The sequence below is a fragment of the Sulfitobacter maritimus genome (assembly GCF_013346665.1).
GTDB classification, from domain to species: domain Bacteria; phylum Pseudomonadota; class Alphaproteobacteria; order Rhodobacterales; family Rhodobacteraceae; genus Sulfitobacter; species Sulfitobacter maritimus.
In genome coordinates this window covers 512,530-528,071 of the sequence record NZ_JABVBB010000038.1, presented here as the reverse complement: position 1 = coordinate 528,071, position 15,542 = coordinate 512,530, and the positions used below count along the sequence as shown (strand labels likewise).

15 protein-coding genes and 2 riboswitches are annotated in these 15,542 nt (G+C 61.9%); of the genes, 7 read left to right on the top strand and 8 right to left on the bottom strand.

The window, feature by feature from the left end; genetic code table 11:
* The first annotated feature begins 59 nt into the window (after nt 1-59).
* Entirely contained in the window at nt 60-893 is an 834-nt protein-coding gene (gene dapF, locus HTT03_RS17350; RefSeq protein ID WP_174861257.1) for a diaminopimelate epimerase, read from the top strand.
* A complete protein-coding gene (gene mtaB, locus HTT03_RS17345; RefSeq protein WP_174861038.1) occupies nt 890-2,143 on the top strand; it encodes a tRNA (N(6)-L-threonylcarbamoyladenosine(37)-C(2))-methylthiotransferase MtaB in 1,254 nt (417 codons plus the stop codon). The genes dapF and mtaB overlap by 4 nt, the downstream gene beginning before the upstream one ends.
* A 253-nt stretch (nt 2,144-2,396) precedes the next feature.
* On the opposite strand, the gene HTT03_RS18770 is transcribed toward mtaB, so the two are convergent.
* From HTT03_RS18770 to HTT03_RS17320, 5 genes are all read right to left on the bottom strand, one after another.
* Complete coding sequence (locus HTT03_RS18770; RefSeq protein ID WP_425506334.1) at nt 2,397-3,191, bottom strand: cytochrome c1; 795 nt, start codon at nt 3,189-3,191, stop codon at nt 2,397-2,399.
* Between the two features lie 632 nt (nt 3,192-3,823).
* Nucleotides 3,824-5,167, bottom strand: coding sequence for a cytochrome b (gene petB / locus HTT03_RS17335; RefSeq protein ID WP_174861036.1), 1,344 nt, complete (start codon nt 5,165-5,167; stop codon nt 3,824-3,826).
* 14 nt (nt 5,168-5,181) lie between these two features.
* Nucleotides 5,182-5,742 carry a ubiquinol-cytochrome c reductase iron-sulfur subunit gene (petA, locus tag HTT03_RS17330; RefSeq protein WP_174861035.1) on the bottom strand — a complete coding sequence of 187 codons (561 nt, stop codon included), beginning with the start codon at nt 5,740-5,742 and terminating at the stop codon, nt 5,182-5,184.
* 190 nt (nt 5,743-5,932) lie between these two features.
* On the bottom strand, nt 5,933-6,541 hold the full coding sequence (locus tag HTT03_RS17325; protein WP_174861034.1) for a glutathione S-transferase N-terminal domain-containing protein: 609 nt from the start codon (nt 6,539-6,541) through the stop codon (nt 5,933-5,935).
* Nucleotides 6,542-6,601: 60 nt separating this feature from the next.
* Nucleotides 6,602-7,216, bottom strand: coding sequence for an FMN-binding negative transcriptional regulator (locus tag HTT03_RS17320; protein WP_174861033.1), 615 nt, complete (start codon nt 7,214-7,216; stop codon nt 6,602-6,604).
* Between the two features lie 56 nt (nt 7,217-7,272).
* Nucleotides 7,273-7,413: riboswitch (FMN riboswitch) on the top strand.
* Between the two features lie 76 nt (nt 7,414-7,489).
* Between HTT03_RS17320 and HTT03_RS17315 the strand changes: the two genes are divergently transcribed.
* Entirely contained in the window at nt 7,490-7,972 is a 483-nt protein-coding gene (locus HTT03_RS17315; RefSeq protein ID WP_174861032.1) for a 6,7-dimethyl-8-ribityllumazine synthase, read from the top strand.
* Here HTT03_RS17315 and HTT03_RS17310 read toward each other — a convergent pair.
* The 3 genes from HTT03_RS17310 to thiB are packed head-to-tail and all read right to left on the bottom strand — an operon-like array spanning nt 7,969 to nt 11,157.
* Nucleotides 7,969-8,661 (bottom strand): thiamine ABC transporter ATP-binding protein, encoded by a 693-nt coding sequence (locus HTT03_RS17310; protein WP_174861031.1) that lies wholly within the window; start codon nt 8,659-8,661, stop codon nt 7,969-7,971. The two genes, HTT03_RS17315 and HTT03_RS17310, sit on opposite strands and share 4 nt — an antisense overlap.
* Nucleotides 8,648-10,204, bottom strand: coding sequence for a thiamine/thiamine pyrophosphate ABC transporter permease ThiP (locus HTT03_RS17305; RefSeq protein ID WP_174861030.1), 1,557 nt, complete (start codon nt 10,202-10,204; stop codon nt 8,648-8,650). The genes HTT03_RS17310 and HTT03_RS17305 overlap by 14 nt, the downstream gene beginning before the upstream one ends.
* Entirely contained in the window at nt 10,180-11,157 is a 978-nt protein-coding gene (thiB, locus tag HTT03_RS17300; protein WP_174861029.1) for a thiamine ABC transporter substrate binding subunit, read from the bottom strand. Before thiB ends, HTT03_RS17305 begins: the two co-directional genes overlap by 25 nt.
* A gap of 34 nt (nt 11,158-11,191) precedes the next feature.
* A riboswitch (TPP riboswitch) is annotated at nt 11,192-11,293 on the bottom strand.
* A 92-nt stretch (nt 11,294-11,385) separates the two neighbouring features.
* Between thiB and aroC the strand changes: the two genes are divergently transcribed.
* The 4 genes from aroC to pcaF all read left to right on the top strand — a co-directional run bounded on the left by aroC (nt 11,386) and on the right by pcaF (nt 15,539).
* The gene (gene aroC, locus HTT03_RS17295) at nt 11,386-12,495 is read left to right on the top strand and encodes a chorismate synthase (protein ID WP_174861028.1); all 1,110 of its coding nucleotides are present in this window, start codon (nt 11,386-11,388) and stop codon (nt 12,493-12,495) included.
* Nucleotides 12,496-12,505: 10 nt separating this feature from the next.
* The gene (locus HTT03_RS17290; RefSeq protein WP_174861027.1) at nt 12,506-13,444 is read left to right on the top strand and encodes a DMT family transporter; all 939 of its coding nucleotides are present in this window, start codon (nt 12,506-12,508) and stop codon (nt 13,442-13,444) included.
* 24 nt (nt 13,445-13,468) lie between these two features.
* A complete protein-coding gene (gene cobO / locus HTT03_RS17285; RefSeq protein ID WP_174861026.1) occupies nt 13,469-14,068 on the top strand; it encodes a cob(I)yrinic acid a,c-diamide adenosyltransferase in 600 nt (199 codons plus the stop codon).
* A 265-nt stretch (nt 14,069-14,333) separates the two neighbouring features.
* Nucleotides 14,334-15,539, top strand: coding sequence for a 3-oxoadipyl-CoA thiolase (gene pcaF, locus HTT03_RS17280; RefSeq protein ID WP_174861025.1), 1,206 nt, complete (start codon nt 14,334-14,336; stop codon nt 15,537-15,539).
* Nucleotides 15,540-15,542 lie beyond the last annotated feature (3 nt).

Genomic DNA, 15,542 nt, shown 5'->3' with positions numbered 1-15,542 from the left:
AATCACGAAAATAATGCGAGATGCTGGATTAGTTTTCATGCCGGGGTTATATGCGCCGAATGTATAACGCTCAGACCCCCGGATTGCCCTTCATGAAGATGCATGGGCTTGGCAATGACTTCGTCGTGTTCGATGCACGCGCGGAGGCGATCGACGTGACCCCGGCGATGGCGCAGGGCATCGGGCACCGGCAATTTGGTGTGGGATTCGATCAGCTTGCAGTGATCACGCGAGGGACCGGCGACGCGCACCTGACGTTTTACAACAGTGACGGCTCCCTCTCCGCCGCATGTGGCAACGCCACACGCTGCATCGCGCGTTATCTGATGGATGACACGGGCCGCGATTCGCTGCATCTGACCACCGCGCGGGGCGATCTGGCGGCGAAAGACGTGGGCAATGGCCTAACCTCTGTCAATATGGGCCACCCGCAGCTCGATTGGGACGAGGTGCCGCTGGCGCGCGAAATGGACACGCTGCATCTGCCCATCGAGGGCGATCCCGTCGCCACTGGCATGGGCAACCCACATTGCACCTTCTTCGTCGAAAATGCCGAAGCCGTGGACCTCTCCGATCTCGGCCCCCGCGCCGAGCATGATCCGCTCTACCCAGAACGGACCAACGTGCAGGTCGCGCAGATCGTCGGGCCGGACCACATCCGCATGCGCGTGTGGGAACGTGGCGTCGGCGTGACGCTGGCCTCGGGCTCCTCCTCCTGCGCCACCGCCGTGGCTGCTGCGAGGCGCGGCCTCACCGGTCGCGCCGTGCGCATCGACCTCGACGGCGGCACGCTGCATATCGATTGGTGCGAGGACGGCGTCTGGATGACTGGGCCGACGATGCATGTCTTCTCGGGCACCCTCACCCCCGCATTTCTGGAGAGCCTGACATGAGCGCCCCGATTTTCAGCACCATGGGCTGCCGTCTCAACGTCTATGAGACTGAAGCGATGAAGGAGTTGGCCGAACAGGCAGGGCTGGAGAACGCCGTGGTGGTCAACACCTGCGCCGTCACCGCCGAGGCCGTCCGCAAGGCGCGGCAGGACATTCGCAAGCTGCGCAAGGCCCACCCCGAAGCCCGACTGATCGTCACCGGCTGCGCGGCGCAGACCGAACCCGAGACCTTCAACGCCATGCCCGAGGTCGACGCCGTCATTGGCAACACCGAGAAAATGCAGGGCGCGACATGGCAGGGCATGGCCGCCGATTTCATCGGCGAGACCGAGACCGTACAGGTCGACGACATCATGTCGGTGACCGAGACGGCAGGCCACCTGATCGACGGTTTCGGCACCCGCAGCCGCGCCTATGTGCAGGTCCAGAACGGCTGCGACCACCGCTGCACCTTCTGCATCATCCCTTATGGCCGGGGCAATTCCCGATCGGTCCCGGCGGGCGTGGTGGTGGACCAAATCAAGCGTCTGGTGGATAAGGGCTTTAACGAGGTGGTGCTCACCGGGGTCGACCTGACTTCTTGGGGCGCCGACCTGCCCGCCACGCCAAAGCTCGGTGACTTGGTGATGCGCATTCTGAGGCTGGTGCCTGATCTGCCGCGTTTGCGGATTTCGTCGATCGATTCGATCGAAGTGGACGAGAACCTGATGCAGGCCATCGCCGCCGAGCCGCGCTTGATGCCGCATTTGCATCTCTCGCTGCAGCACGGCGACGACATGATCCTTAAGCGCATGAAACGACGGCACCTTCGCGACGACGCAATCCGCTTCGCGCAAGAGGCCCGCGCGCTGCGCCCCGATATGACCTTCGGCGCCGATATCATCGCCGGCTTCCCGACCGAAACGGAGGCGATGTTCGAAAACTCGCTGAAGCTGGTCGAGGAATGTGACCTGACTTGGCTGCATGTCTTTCCCTATTCCGCCCGCCCCGGCACGCCTGCGGCACGGATGCCTGCGGTTAACGGAGCGGCGATCAAGGAACGTGCGGCACGTTTGCGCGCAGCAGGGGTGAAGCAGGTGCAGCGCCACTTGCAGCAGCAGGTGGGGCGGACCCACGAGGTGCTCATGGAGAACCCTCATATGGGGCGCACGGCGCAGTTTACGGAGGTGCGCTTTGCCGAGCCTCAGGCTGAGGGGCAGATTGTAAGCGCCAAGATTACCGGTATCGCAGGCGAGCAGCTTACCGCCTGACATGAAACCCGAAGGGTAGCGCTTTCCTCGATAGGCAATCAGGGCGCACGCCATGGGCCATCGTGTTGCGAAGATCGCTGGCCAATCTGTCTGTTAAAACGGAGTAAAATCATTCTCCGGGGGTAGAGAGGCCGATGTCTGGTGTGCCACTCAGTTGTGCAGCGCGCCCCGCCCACATCAAACCATCAACCCAAATGCAAAAGAGGCGCCGGTTTCCCGACGCCCCTTTAATCTTTTGAACTTAGCGACCTGTTCAGTCGCCTTTGCGGCGGTTCTTGACCGGTGCCCAGAGCTTTTTGTTGGTCAGGTACAGCAGCACCGACAGCAGACCCAGCAGCACAACACCGGTGAACCCAGCTTGTTTACGCGCGCCCAGCTTGGGCTCCGCCGTCCACATCAGGAAGGCAGAAACGTCTTCGGACAGATGCTGCACATCATTGGCGTGCCCATCCGCGAACTCGACCAGCTCATCCGACAGGGGCGGCGCCATGGCGATCCAGCCGCCGGGGAAAACGGTGTTCTCGTAAAGCACCGTGCCCGCCTGTTCCTTTTCCTCGCCGGTATAACCAGTCAGCAGCGCGGTGATATATTCAGGACCACCGATGCCTTTGAGGAACTGGTTGATGCCCAGACCATAGGGGCCGTGGAAAGCCGCGCGCTTTTTCGCCATCAGCGACAGGTCAGGCGCGTTGGGCAGGTTGGAGCCAGGGAAGTGATCGACCGGGGTGCCGGGGCGGGTGTCGTCCAGCTCGGCGTCATAAACGTCATAACCCTTGGCGTATTCGATCACCTGCTCTTCGGGCATGTTCGGACCGCTTTCGTCCGCCAATGTCCGCATCGCGACATATTCCAGACCGTGGCAAGCCGCGCAAACCTCGGTGTAGATCTGCAGGCCGCGCTGAAGCTGGTTTACATCATAGGCGCCGAAAGGACCGTCGAAGGAGAAGTCGATGTTCTCGATATGCGGGGTGGCATGAGAATCACCGCCGTGGTCATCCTCGGCTGCCGCATGATCTGCTTCGGCGTCGCCATGATCTTCATCGTTCATGACACCCACTTCGGGATCGTCACTATGGGCCTGGCCCGCGGCGTCGTCTTCGACGATGACTTCGGCTTCCGCGTTCTCTTCGGCGGTCGACTGAGCGTCGTCCGTTGCCTGGTCTTCCGCAGGCGCGTCTTCAACAGCTTCGCCTGGCGTTACTTCTTCGGCTGTCGCGTCTTCGGTTGCTTCTGCTTCCGCAGGCGCTTCCTCGGACGTTACGTCCGCAACCGGTGCCTCTTCTGGAGCGGCTTCTTCGGTTGTCACCTCTTCCGCAGGCGCCTCTTCAGAAGTCGTTTCCTCTACAGGCGCTTCTTCCGGGTCGGCTTCCTCAGCAGGTGCTTCCGCATCCACAGGCGCTTCGCTTGGCGCCGGTTCAAGTTCCGGCGTAGGTTCAGCGGCCTCGGCCTCAGCAGGGGCGTCCGCCTCCGCCGCTGAGTCTGCGGGTGCGTCTTCCACCGGAGCAGTGATCTCAGCTTCCGCAGGTGCAGTCTCAGCCTCGGCCTCCGGCGTTTCCGCCGGAGTGGTCAGCAGTTCTTCTTCCGTCGCTGTGTCCTGTGCCAGCACTGCCGTTCCCGGCAGGGCGAGGCCCAAAGTGACCACAGCAGAAAGGAGGTTGGTCTTCATCATTGTCATGATCCTTATTCCGCCGGGTTCACAAGCGTCTTGGTGCCGCCTGCCTTGGGCGCATAATGCGCATCAAAGTCGGCTTCGATGGTTTCAGGCTGCGCCAATGGCTTCTCGATCACGCCCAAGATGGGCAGGATAACGAGGAAGTAGGCGAACCAATAGGCTGCTGCGATGAGCGAGAAGGTCGCATAGGGCTCTTCCGCCGGCATCGCGCCCAGCCACATCAGGGCGAAGAAGTCGATCACCAGCAGCGCGAACCACCATTTGAACATCGGACGATAGCGGCCCGAACGCACGGAGGAGGTGTCGAGCCACGGCACCAGCGCCATGACAGCAATCGCGCCAAACATGGCCAGCACGCCGAAGAATTTGGCGTCGATGATGCCACCGGTCACGAAAGAGGCGATCTGCACAACCCAGACCTCAGAGGTGAAGGCCCGCAGGATCGCATAGAAGGGCAGGAAGTACCATTCCGGCACGATATGCGCAGGCGTCGCCAGAGCGTTCGCTTCGATGTAGTTGTCCGGGTGGCCGAGGTAGTTCGGCATAAAACCAACAACCGCAAAGAACACGGTCAGGATCACGGCCAGAGCGAACAAGTCCTTGATCACGAAGTAAGGCCAGAACGGCAGCGTGTCTTTCTGCGCTTCTTCCTTCGACGTGCGGCGCACTTCGACCCCGGTGGGGTTATTGTTGCCGGTGGTGTGGAAGGCCCAGATGTGCAGGATCACGAGGCCCGCGATCACAAAGGGCAGCAGGTAGTGCAGCGAGAAGAAGCGGTTCAGCGTCGCGTTATCAACGGCAGGCCCGCCCAGCAGGAAGGTCTGCAAACCTTCGCCAATGAAGGGGATCGCGCCAAACAGACCGGTGATAACCGTCGCACCCCAGAAGGACATCTGACCCCACGGCAGAACGTAGCCCATGAAGCCTGTCGCCATCATCAGCAGATAGATCAACATGCCGATGATCCACGTGATCTCACGCGGAGCCTTGTAGGAGCCGTAATAGAGACCACGGAAGATGTGGGCATAGACCGCGATAAAGAACAGCGATGCGCCGTTCATATGCAGGTAGCGGATCATATAGCCGCCGTTCACGTCGCGCATAATGTGCTCAACCGACGCGAAAGCCATGTCGACATGCGGCGTGTAGTGCATCACCAAAACGATGCCGGTGATGATTTGCAGCACCAGACAGAAGGCCAGCACGATGCCCCAGATCCACATCCAGTTCAGGTTCTTTGGTGTGGGTATCATCAATGTGTCATACATCAGGCCGACGATGGGAAGGCGGCGGTGCAGCCACTTTTCGCCGTTCGAATTCGGCTCGTAATGGTCGTGAGGAATTCCAGACATTCTCTTCCGCTCCCTTAACCCAGTTTAATCGTGGACTCGTCCACGAATTCGGCGACAGGCACCGGCAAGTTGCGTGGCGCCGGCCCTTTGCGGATGCGGCCCGACGTGTCGTAATGCGACCCGTGGCAGGGGCAGAACCAGCCGCCAAAGTCACCCGCATCGCCCAAAGGCACACAGCCAAGGTGCGTACAAACGCCCATCTGAACCAGCCATTCGCCGTTTTCGTCCAAGGCGCGGTTCTCGTCGGTAGCAGGCACATCGCCAGTCAGATTCTCGTTCTGCGCGATCGGATCGGGCAGGCTGGAGACATCGACGGATTTCGCCTCATCGATCTCGGCCTGAGTGCGGCGGCGGATGAATACGGGCTTGCCCAGCCACTTCACAGTGAGCTGCGTCCCGACATCAACGCCAGATACATCCACACGAATGGATGACAGCGCCTTTACGTCGGCAGAGGGGTTCATCTGGTTGACCAAAGGCCAGACGGCGGCACCAACGGCGACGGCACCTGTACCGGCTGTCGCGTAATACAGGAAATCCCTCCGGGTGCCTGCGTGTTCTTCTGCTTGGGACACGGGTTTACTCCAATTCTTGGCCAAATCTGGCCGTCAGATACAGGGGTGGCGTCACCTTGCCACCTGACTTCTGGGCGCTATCTACCGGGATGGACCGCGCCCGTCCAGATGTCAAAGCCGCGCAATCGCTTACCAGACCGCTACAGCGCGGCAAAAATACCGCGAATGTGGCAATATCAATACGGCCTAATTACTGTGGCGGTGCCGTATGCGTCATTGCCGGGCGCGAATCAAAATTATCGAACCAAGCCGCCAAATCCGGGTTTCCGGCCCGCCAATCGCGCGTACCATGACGGAAATCAAGATAGCCCAGAGCGCAGCCAAGCGCGATTTGCCCCATATTTAATGGACCGGCAAGATGGGCGGTCCAGCGGGCATTCAGCGTCTTGCAGGCGCGTTCAACTTTGCTCCATTGACCTTCGACCCATTCCGCCATGCGTTTGTCTTCGGGGCGCAGCTTGCCCTCATAGACCATGGCCAAAGCGGCATCGAGCATCCCATCCGCGGTCGCTTCCAGCGTCAATGTGTCCCACCGCGCTGGTCCACTGGGGTAAAGCCCGGCGCCAGCCCGATCATCCAGATAGGCGCAAATCACTCGGCTATCATAGAGTGTGCAGCCATCAGGCCGCTCCAACGCAGGCACTTTGGTGAGCGGATTCTTTTCTGCAAAACCCTCTGCCGGGGCCAATGGCGTGCCAGAGGTCGGCTCCAGCGCGACATCGTCCAACTGGCCAGTTTCGTGCAGCAACACCATAACCTTGCGGACATAGGGTGAAGTTGGAGAATAGAATAGTTTCACGTGAAGTCCCCCGTTGGTTTACCATACTATTCAACGGTGCGGTGCGCGACGCAACGGCGATCACACCCCCCGCATCAGGTCCGCCATCAACGCCGGGTCCGTCCCAAACCCATGTGCCGACATCTGATCCGCCGCCGCCAAACGCACGGCATCAGCTTTGTTCTGACCCAGCTTCCACGTGCCATCGATCCCGGTGACGCGGATCTGACAGGGTACAATCATACGCAGCATCTTGTCCCGCGCCTCGGGTGACATCTTGTCCATCTTCCATGGCGTCTTGGGCGCCAGTCGCGCCTCATAGATCGCCGATTGCCGCGCCAGCAGGTCAGGCAACGCCTCTGCCGGGCGCATTTCGAGCAGCCCAGTCAGATGGACGGCGACGTAGTTCCATGTCGGCACCTGATCTTCGATCCCGTACCAATCGGGCGAAACATAGCTGTCGGCCCCGGTTACCGCCAAACGCACCGACTGCGGAGTTCTCAGCGCCCGCGCGATGGGGTTCGAGCGTACCAGATGCAGTTCCGCCAGATCCCCCGCTTCATTTAGAATGAAGGGCACATGCGCCATCAATGGCCCCTCCTCGGCGTTCATCGCCAGCACACCAAAGCCGACGTCGCGGGCGAAACCGAGGTTCCGGTCACGGCCCTCTTTGCGGAATATAGGGTTTGGATGCATCAGGCCGTTCCTTCTTTTTTTGGTATTGCAGAGGGTCCGGCATCTTGGCAACCTGCGATCATTCTCAGGGCGGGGTGAAATTCCCCACCGGCGGTAAGCGGTCCCCCGCAAGCCCGCGAGCGGCCTTTCGCGAGGTGTCAGCAGATCTGGTGCGATTCCAGAGCCGACGGTCACAGTCCGGATGGAAGAGAATGCGAACACAGGCAGGGCACCTGCTCGGTCTGTGCGCGTGATCGCCTTGGGTGGACGTGTCTGAACCTAAAGGAGATCACCATGACACAAGAACGTTCCGCCCGTTTCGCCTTTGTGCGCGCCAGTTGGCATACGGATATCGTCGACCGCGCCTATGACGGGTTTACCGAAATTATCGACGCCGCACAGGTGGACAGTTTCGCTGTTCCCGGTGCCTTTGAACTGCCGCTCATGGCACAGCGTTTGGCCAAGACGGGGCGCTACGACGCTGTGATCTGCGCAGCCTTCGTGGTGGATGGCGGTATCTATCGCCATGACTTCGTGGCGCAGGCGGTGGTCGATGGGCTGATGCGGGTGGGGCTGGACTGCGATCTGCCGGTGCTGTCGGTCTCGCTCACTCCGCACCACTATCAGGAAACGGATCATCACAACGCGATCTATCGCGACCACTTCGTCAGCAAGGGGCGCGAGGCCGCGCAGGCCGCACTCGGCATGACCCAAGCGCTGGAGACGTTTTCTTCACAAGAAACCGCCCCGAAAATTTCAAAAGCCTCCGCCGCCTAACCGAGATAAGCGCGCAGGGCCGGAGGCGGGTTGTCGAGCAACTCTGTCGCCGGCCCCGGCGCATGGGCACGCCCGCCTTCGACAAAAATCACCTCATCCGCGATGCGGCGCACGTCTTCCGGCGCATGGGTCACCATGATCAATCCTGCCCCGGTCTCACGGGCGAGGTCTTGGACCAGATCCAGCATCTCGACCCTAAGCGCCGGGCCAAGGGCGGCGAAGGGTTCATCCAACAGCACCCAAGGCCGCGCTTGCACGAGCACCCGCGCCAAGGCCACACGACTTTGCTGTCCACCGGACAACGCACCGGGGCGTTTAATGGCGTGATCGCTGAGGCCCACCCGCCTAAGTGCGGCATCGACCTGTTCCCGATCCGCCGCCCGCAATCGCAAATCCGCACGCAGGCCAAGGCCGACGTTCTGCCGCACGGTGAGATGCGGAAACAGGTTATTGTCCTGAAATAGCATCGTCATGCCGCGCTGACCCGGATGCTGGTCCGTGATCTCCGCGCCGTCCCGTAGCAGCCTCCCCGCAGCCACCGGCACGAAACCACAGATCGCCGCCAACAAGGTCGACTTGCCCGACCCAGAGGGGCCGATCACGGCATAGCTACGCCCTTGTGCGAGCGTCATGTCAGCGACCAGCCTGAATTCACCCCGCTTAATGCGCATCTCTTCAAGCGTCAGCATGCCAGCGTCCCCATTTATCGCAGACAAAAAACACCGCCAGCGCCAAGACCAGCAGCAACAGTGCCGCTCCTGCTGCGGCCTCCATCCGGTAGGCCCCCATCAGACGATACATTTGCAAGGGCAGCGTCGCACGCTCCTGATCGGCAAAGAGCGCGATCACGCCGAGGTCGCCCACCGACAGCGCCCCGGTGAGCCCCGCCGCAAAGCCCAACTGTGGACGCAGGCGCGGCAAGACCAACAGCCGCCAGAGCGCCCAGCCTTGCATGCCGAGCGTTTGGGTCAGCGGCCCGAAATCCTGCAATGTCTCGCGCAGGCGCGGCACCAGAATGCGCAGCACGAAGGGCAGCGCCATCAGCGCGTTGACCAACGCCGTAACCGGCAGGCTCAGCCGCGCGGGATCCAGCACCGGATTAATCAGAATAAACCAGCCCGTGCCGATCATCAGCGGAGAAGCCGCAAGTCCCATCAGACCAATCGCCTCGACCCCACCGCGCCGCCGTGTGGCGATCCATCCCGCCATTGGCAGCGCGAACGCAGCCAGCACCAAGACGCTGAGACCCGCCACCAAAATGCTGTTCAGCGTGGCTTGCCAAACCGAAGGCGGCAGTTGCCCCAAACCTACCAATCCGCGCAACACCACGGCCCCCAGAGGCAACAGCAAAAACAAGGCGGCAACCGTAATCACGGTAATGTCGAGCAACCGTTGCCCTCCGCCGCGCGCATCCCAGCGGCGCAGAGGCCGGTCTAGCCCGCCGCCCAAGCTGATCGGCGGGATCAGCCACAGCGCCGCAACCGCCGCAGCCCCCGCGAGCACAAGCTGCACCACCGACAAAAGCGCCGCCCGCCCCAAATCGAAGTCAAACCGAAACGCCTGATAGATCGCCAGTTCGATCGTCGTCGCACGCGGCCCGCCGCCCAGCGTCAGCGCGACGGCGAAACTGGTGAGGCAAATCACAAAGATCAGCGCCGTCACACCGGGCAGAACCTGCCGCAGCATCGGCCATTCCAGCGCCCGAAACAGCGCCCGCGGGGTCATCTGAAGCTGCCCCGCCAGCCGAAACCGCTCGGATGGAATGCTCTGCCAGCCTTGCAGCAAAAGCCGTGTTGCCAGCGGGAGGTTGAAGAACACATGCGCCAGCACCACGCCATGCAGCCCGTAGATCGACACCGGCGGCAGGCCCAGAGCCCCGCCAAACTGGTTCAGCACGCCCGAGCGTCCAAAGACCGTCAGCAGCCCCAGCACGGCCACGATCACCGGCAGAATAAAGGGCGCACCGAGCAGCGTAATCAACGCCCCGCGCCCCCAAAACCGCCGCCGCGCCAGCGCCCGCGCGACCGGCACGGCCAGCAGTACCGACAAGACCGCCGACCACACTGCCTGCGTCACAGTGAACCGCACCGCCGCCCAGTCTGCGGCGCCAAGCCCTGCCGCCACATCGGCCGCCATGAAAACAGCGATCAGAGCGGCAAGGATCAGCCCCGCGACGAGCGCGGCGGCGAAAAGCCCCGTCTTGCCGCTTAACGCGACAGCGCGGTCAGCCATTCGTCCAGTGCCTCCTCACGGAGCGCAGGCACATCTCCGTTCGGCACCAAGAGCGCCTTACCGGGCTCGATCATGCCCTCGAACCCTTCGGGCAGACCGTCTTTGGGCGTCACGGCGGGATACATCCAGTTGGTCGTGGGCAGCACCGACTGCGCCGCGTCGGACACGAGATATTGCAGGAACTGATCCGCGAGTTCGGGCTGATCCGACCCCGCGAGCTTTCCCGCCACTTCGATCTGCATGTAGTGGCCTTCGTTAAACAGTGCTGCGGTCTTGCTGTCGTCCTCTTCCGCAATCAGGTGGTAGGCGGGGGAGGTGGTGTAGCTCAGCACCATGTCGGCTTCACCTTCGAGGAACAGACCGTAGGCTTCGGACCAGCCTTTGGTGACGGTCACCACGTTATCGGCCAGACCTGCCCATACCTCGGGCGCGTCGTCGCCATAGGCCGCTTTGACCCACATCAGCAGCCCCAAACCGGGCGTCGAAGAACGCGGGTCTTGAATCACGATTTTCAGATCGCTCTCTGCAAGCGCTTTAAAGTCGGCAGGCGCGTCCAGATCGGTGCCATGGACAAAGGCGAAATAACCCCAGTCGTAGGGAACAAAGACCTCATCGTCCCAAGCAATCGGCAGGTCGTAGTCGACCTGCAACCCGCTCGGCGCGAACAACTCGGTCTCTTTCGCGGCGGCAACAAGGCTGGTGTCCAACCCCAGCACGATATCCGCGTCAGAGCGTGCGCCCTCAAGCTTGAGCCGCGCAAGCAGTGCCGCGCCATCGCCCATGCCAACGAATTTCAGGTCGCAGCCACATTCGGCCTCGAACCCCTCTTGGATGGCGGGGCCCGGCCCCCATTCGGTGACGAAACTGTCGTAGGTATAGACCGTCAGTTCAGGCGTTTCAGCCCAAGCCGCCGATGCGCCCATGACGCCCGCAGCAAGTGTAAGATACTTCATTGCATCCTCCTTTTGCGGCGAAAGGTAAAAGGTGGATGTCTGTCCTGACCTTCCCTCCGCCGGTGTTAACCGGTTCAGGTTCAACGGGTCCGCACAACACGCACATCTCAGCCCTAAGGCCCCCCGAGGTGAGGCCAGAGGTAGATGCCCCCCGCATGATTGGCAAGGCAAATCCCCTTGAGGCAGGGCGCTGCCCCGGCTAAGGGTTTGGCAACAGGAGGTCCGCCCATGTCGATCAACAGCTTTGGCCATCTTTACCGGGTCACCACATGGGGCGAGAGCCACGGGCCTGCTCTCGGTGCGACGATTGACGGCTGCCCCCCGGGCGTGCCGATCGACGAAGGCATGATCCAGCAGTGGCTCGACAAGCGCAAACCGGGCCAGAACAAATACACCACGCAGCGGCGTGAGGCGGATGAGGTGCGGATTCTGTCGGGCACCTTCGAAGGTGTCACCACGGGCACGCCCGTGCAGCTGATGATCGAGAACACCGATCAACGCTCGAAAGACTACGGCGACATCAAGGATAAGTTCCGCCCCGGCCATGCCGACATCACCTATTTCCAGAAATACGGCATCCGCGACTATCGCGGGGGTGGGCGCTCCTCGGCGCGCGAGACGGCGGCGCGGGTGGCAGCGGGCGGTTTGGCGCGTGAGGCGATCAAGGCGCTGGCCCCGCAGCTTCAGATCACCGGCTATATGGTGCAGATGGGGCCGCATAAGATCGACCGCGAGGCGTTCGACTGGGACCAGATCGATCAGAACCCCTTTTGGGTCCCGGACGCCAATGCGGCGGACGACTGGGCAGAATACCTCGACGGGCTGCGCAAATCCGGCAGTAGCGTTGGCGCGATCATCGAAGTGACCGCGCGCGGCGTGCCGGCGGGCCTCGGCGCGCCAGTCTATGGTAAGCTCGACACCGATCTGGCCGCCGCGATGATGAGCATCAATGCCGTCAAAGGCGTCGAGATCGGCGAAGGCATGTCAGCGGCCATGCTGACGGGCGAATTGAACGCCGATGAGATCACCATGGGGCCCGATGGGCCGGAATATTCTTCGAACCACGCGGGCGGTATCTTGGGCGGGATCAGCACCGGGCAGGACGTGGTCGTGCGCTTCGCCGTCAAACCGACCTCCAGCATCCTAACCACACGGCGCACCATCACCAAGCAGGGCGAAGAGACCGAGATCATCACCAAAGGCCGCCACGACCCCTGCGTCGGCATCCGCGCGGTGCCGGTGGGCGAAGCGATGATGGCCTGCGTGCTGCTGGATCACCTGCTGCTGCATCGCGGACAGATTGGCACCAATCGCGGACGGATCGGCCCCGAAGCATGAGATGTGAACCATGAAAGTCGATGATTTTTCCGCCCGCCCTGCCCTTGGCGTCGGGCTTAAGATCACGGCGATCCTGTTGTTCACCTTCATGTCCGTCATTATCAAGTCGCTGGCCGATGATGTTCCAGCGGGAGAGGCCGTCTTTTTCCGCTCTTTCTTTGCCATTCCGGTGATCCTCATTTGGTTGGCCCAACGCGGCAAGCTGGGCAGCGGGCTGAAAACCAAGAACCCCATGGGCCATGTTTGGCGCGGGCTGTTTGGCACCACGGCGATGGGGCTGACCTTTACCGGCCTCGGTCTCCTGCCGCTGCCCGAAGTCACTGCGATCGGCTTTGCCACGCCGATCTTTACCGTCATCCTCGCCGCCGTGTTGCTAGGCGAGCAAATCCGCCTGATCCGGGTTACCGCCGTGGCCTTGGGACTTGTCGGCGTGATGATCATCCTTTGGCCGCGATTTACCAGCATCGGCACGATGGAGCAGACCGCCACCATCGGCGCACTTCTGATCCTGATGGCCACGATGTTGCGCAGCCTTGTGCAGATCCACATCCGCCAATTGGTCCAGAGCGAAGACACCGCCGCAATCGTGTTTTACTTCTCGGTCACCGCGTCCCTCTTGGCGCTGTTCACCCTGCCCTTCGGCTGGGTGATGCCGGATGCGAAGACCTTTGGCCTGCTGGTCTTGGCCGGGCTGATCGGCGGGGTGGCGCAGATTTTGATCACCTCGGCTTACCGTTTTGGCTCGGCTTCAATGCTCGCGCCCTATGACTACACCTCGATGATCTTTGCCATCGTGCTGGGGTACATATTCTTTGCCGAACTGCCCACGATGATGATGCTGGCGGGCGCCGCCTTGGTGATCGGCGCGGGGGCGCTGGTGATCTGGCGTGAGCGGCAACTGGGCATGGAGCGCGGCAAGGCGCGTTCGGTCACCGACCCTAAGGCTTGAACCACACCCATATTGGAGAACCAGATGAGCGACGCGCAGGACCACAAGCAAAAGATGCAACAGCAACAGGCCGCGCAGCGGGCCAAAGTGGCCGAGCTGCGCGACCCCGAAAAAGGGCTGGTGCTGGTGCATACCGGAAACGGCAAGGGCAAGTCCTCGTCGGCCTTTGGCGTGGTGATCCGCGCACTTGGGTGGAAGCAAAAGGTGGGCGTCGTGCAGTTCATCAAGGGCAAATGGATCACCGGCGAGCGTCAGTTCTTTGACAGGCTGGGCGAGGTCACGTGGCACACGATGGGCGAGGGTTTCACATGGGACACGCAAGACCGCGACCGTGACATCGCCGCCGCCGAAGCCGCTTTTGGCAAGGCCCGTGATATGATGGCAAGCGGCGACTATGATCTGGTGGTGATGGACGAGATCAACATCGCGCTGCGCTATGACTATCTGAAGGTTGAGGACGTGATCGCCGGGCTTGAGGGTCGGGCCAAAGGCACCACTGCTGTGCTTACGGGCCGCGATGCCAAGCCGGAATTGTGTGACTACGCCGATCTGGTGACCGAGATGACCGAAGTGAAGCACCCCTTCCACGCCGGCATTAAAGCGCAGCGCGGCGTAGATTTTTAAAGCTCTTCGCCCGATAGCACACCGGGCATCGCCCTCCTTCCCACCGGGGGGCGATTTTGCGACGGTGCGGCGAACACAATGTCCCCGACCCCGCTAATCGGTCGTTATACAGTGAGGTCTAGATCGCCCCCCACGGAGGGCGCTACTCTCATCGCCTCGCCTCAAAGCGTTACCAAATACCGCACACCCACACCAAACCGTAACATTTCAATTGAACCGAATCGCGCAAAAGGCTAGATTGCGCGGTAACAACAGGAGTACCCCCATGCAGGCATTCATCTGCGACGCGCAGCGCACCCCCATTGGCCGTTACGGCGGCGCCCTTTCTTCGGTTCGCGCCGACGATCTGGCGGCGATCCCGCTGAAGGCGCTGATGGAGCGGAACCCGTCGGTGGATTGGGCGCGTGTCGATGATGTCATTATGGGCTGCGCCAACCAAGCGGGCGAAGACAACCGCAACGTCGCGCGCATGGCCGCCCTGCTGGCGGGTCTGCCTGTCGATGTGCCGGGTGCCACGATCAACCGCCTCTGCGCCAGCGGCATGGACGCCGTCGGCGCCGCCGCCCGCGCCATTCGCGCCGGGGACATGGACCTCGCCATCGCGGGCGGAATCGAAAGCATGTCGCGCGCGCCTTTCGTGATGCCCAAGGCCGAAACTGCCTTTTCCCGCAACAATGCGGTCTATGACACCACCATCGGCTGGCGCTTTGTGAATCCGAAAATGAAGGCGCAGTTCGGCGTGGATTCGATGCCCGAAACCGCAGACAACGTCGCCGCTGACCATGACGTGTCGCGCGAAGACCAAGACGCCTTCGCCGCCCGCAGCCAACAACGCTGGGCCGAGGCGGATGAAAAGGGCCTCTTTGCCGAGGAAATTACCCCCGTCACAATCCCGCAGCGCAAGGGCGATGATGTGATCGTGGACCGCGACGAACACCCCCGCCCCGGCACCACGCTCGAAAAACTTGGCAAACTACGCGGCATCAATGGCGCGGATCTGACCGTCACGGCAGGCAATGCGTCGGGCGTGAACGACGGCGCGGCGGCGATGCTGCTGGCCTCCGAAGCCGGCGTGAAGGACCACGGCCTGACACCCATCGGCCGCGTCGTTGCCATGTCCGCTGCGGGTGTCGAACCGCGCGTCATGGGGATTGGCCCGATCCCTGCCGTGCGCAAAGTCTTGGATCGCGCGGGCCTCACCATTGAGCAGATGGACGTGATCGAACTTAACGAAGCTTTTGCGAGCCAAGGTCTCGCCACCCTACGCGCCCTTGGCGTACCGGATGACGCAGCCCATGTGAACGCCAACGGCGGCGCCATCGCGATTGGCCACCCGCTTGGCATGTCCGGCGCACGTTTGGTGATGACAGCAGCGCTGCAACTCAAGCGGACGGGCGGCAAATACGCGCTATGTACAATGTGTGTGGGCGTGGGTCAGGGCGTCGCCCTGATCCTCGAAAACGCAGGCTGAGAC

Excerpts from the sequence above, each read along its gene's own strand:
- dapF (WP_174861257.1), top strand. The coding sequence starts at position 60 with ATGTATAACGCTCAGACCCCCGGATTGCCCTTCATGAAGATGCATGGG.
- mtaB (WP_174861038.1), top strand. The coding sequence starts at position 890 with ATGAGCGCCCCGATTTTCAGCACCATGGGCTGCCGTCTCAACGTCTAT.
- HTT03_RS18770 (WP_425506334.1), bottom strand. The coding sequence starts at position 3,191 with ATGAACGATGAAGATCATGGCGACGCCGAAGCAGATCATGCGGCAGCC.
- petB (WP_174861036.1), bottom strand. The coding sequence starts at position 5,167 with ATGTCTGGAATTCCTCACGACCATTACGAGCCGAATTCGAACGGCGAA.
- HTT03_RS17320 (WP_174861033.1), bottom strand. The coding sequence starts at position 7,216 with ATGCATCCAAACCCTATATTCCGCAAAGAGGGCCGTGACCGGAACCTC.
- HTT03_RS17315 (WP_174861032.1), top strand. The coding sequence starts at position 7,490 with ATGACACAAGAACGTTCCGCCCGTTTCGCCTTTGTGCGCGCCAGTTGG.
- HTT03_RS17310 (WP_174861031.1), bottom strand. The coding sequence starts at position 8,661 with ATGCTGACGCTTGAAGAGATGCGCATTAAGCGGGGTGAATTCAGGCTG.
- HTT03_RS17305 (WP_174861030.1), bottom strand. The coding sequence starts at position 10,204 with ATGGCTGACCGCGCTGTCGCGTTAAGCGGCAAGACGGGGCTTTTCGCC.
- thiB (WP_174861029.1), bottom strand. The coding sequence starts at position 11,157 with ATGAAGTATCTTACACTTGCTGCGGGCGTCATGGGCGCATCGGCGGCT.
- aroC (WP_174861028.1), top strand. The coding sequence starts at position 11,386 with ATGTCGATCAACAGCTTTGGCCATCTTTACCGGGTCACCACATGGGGC.
- HTT03_RS17290 (WP_174861027.1), top strand. The coding sequence starts at position 12,506 with ATGAAAGTCGATGATTTTTCCGCCCGCCCTGCCCTTGGCGTCGGGCTT.
- cobO (WP_174861026.1), top strand. The coding sequence starts at position 13,469 with ATGAGCGACGCGCAGGACCACAAGCAAAAGATGCAACAGCAACAGGCC.
- pcaF (WP_174861025.1), top strand. The coding sequence starts at position 14,334 with ATGCAGGCATTCATCTGCGACGCGCAGCGCACCCCCATTGGCCGTTAC.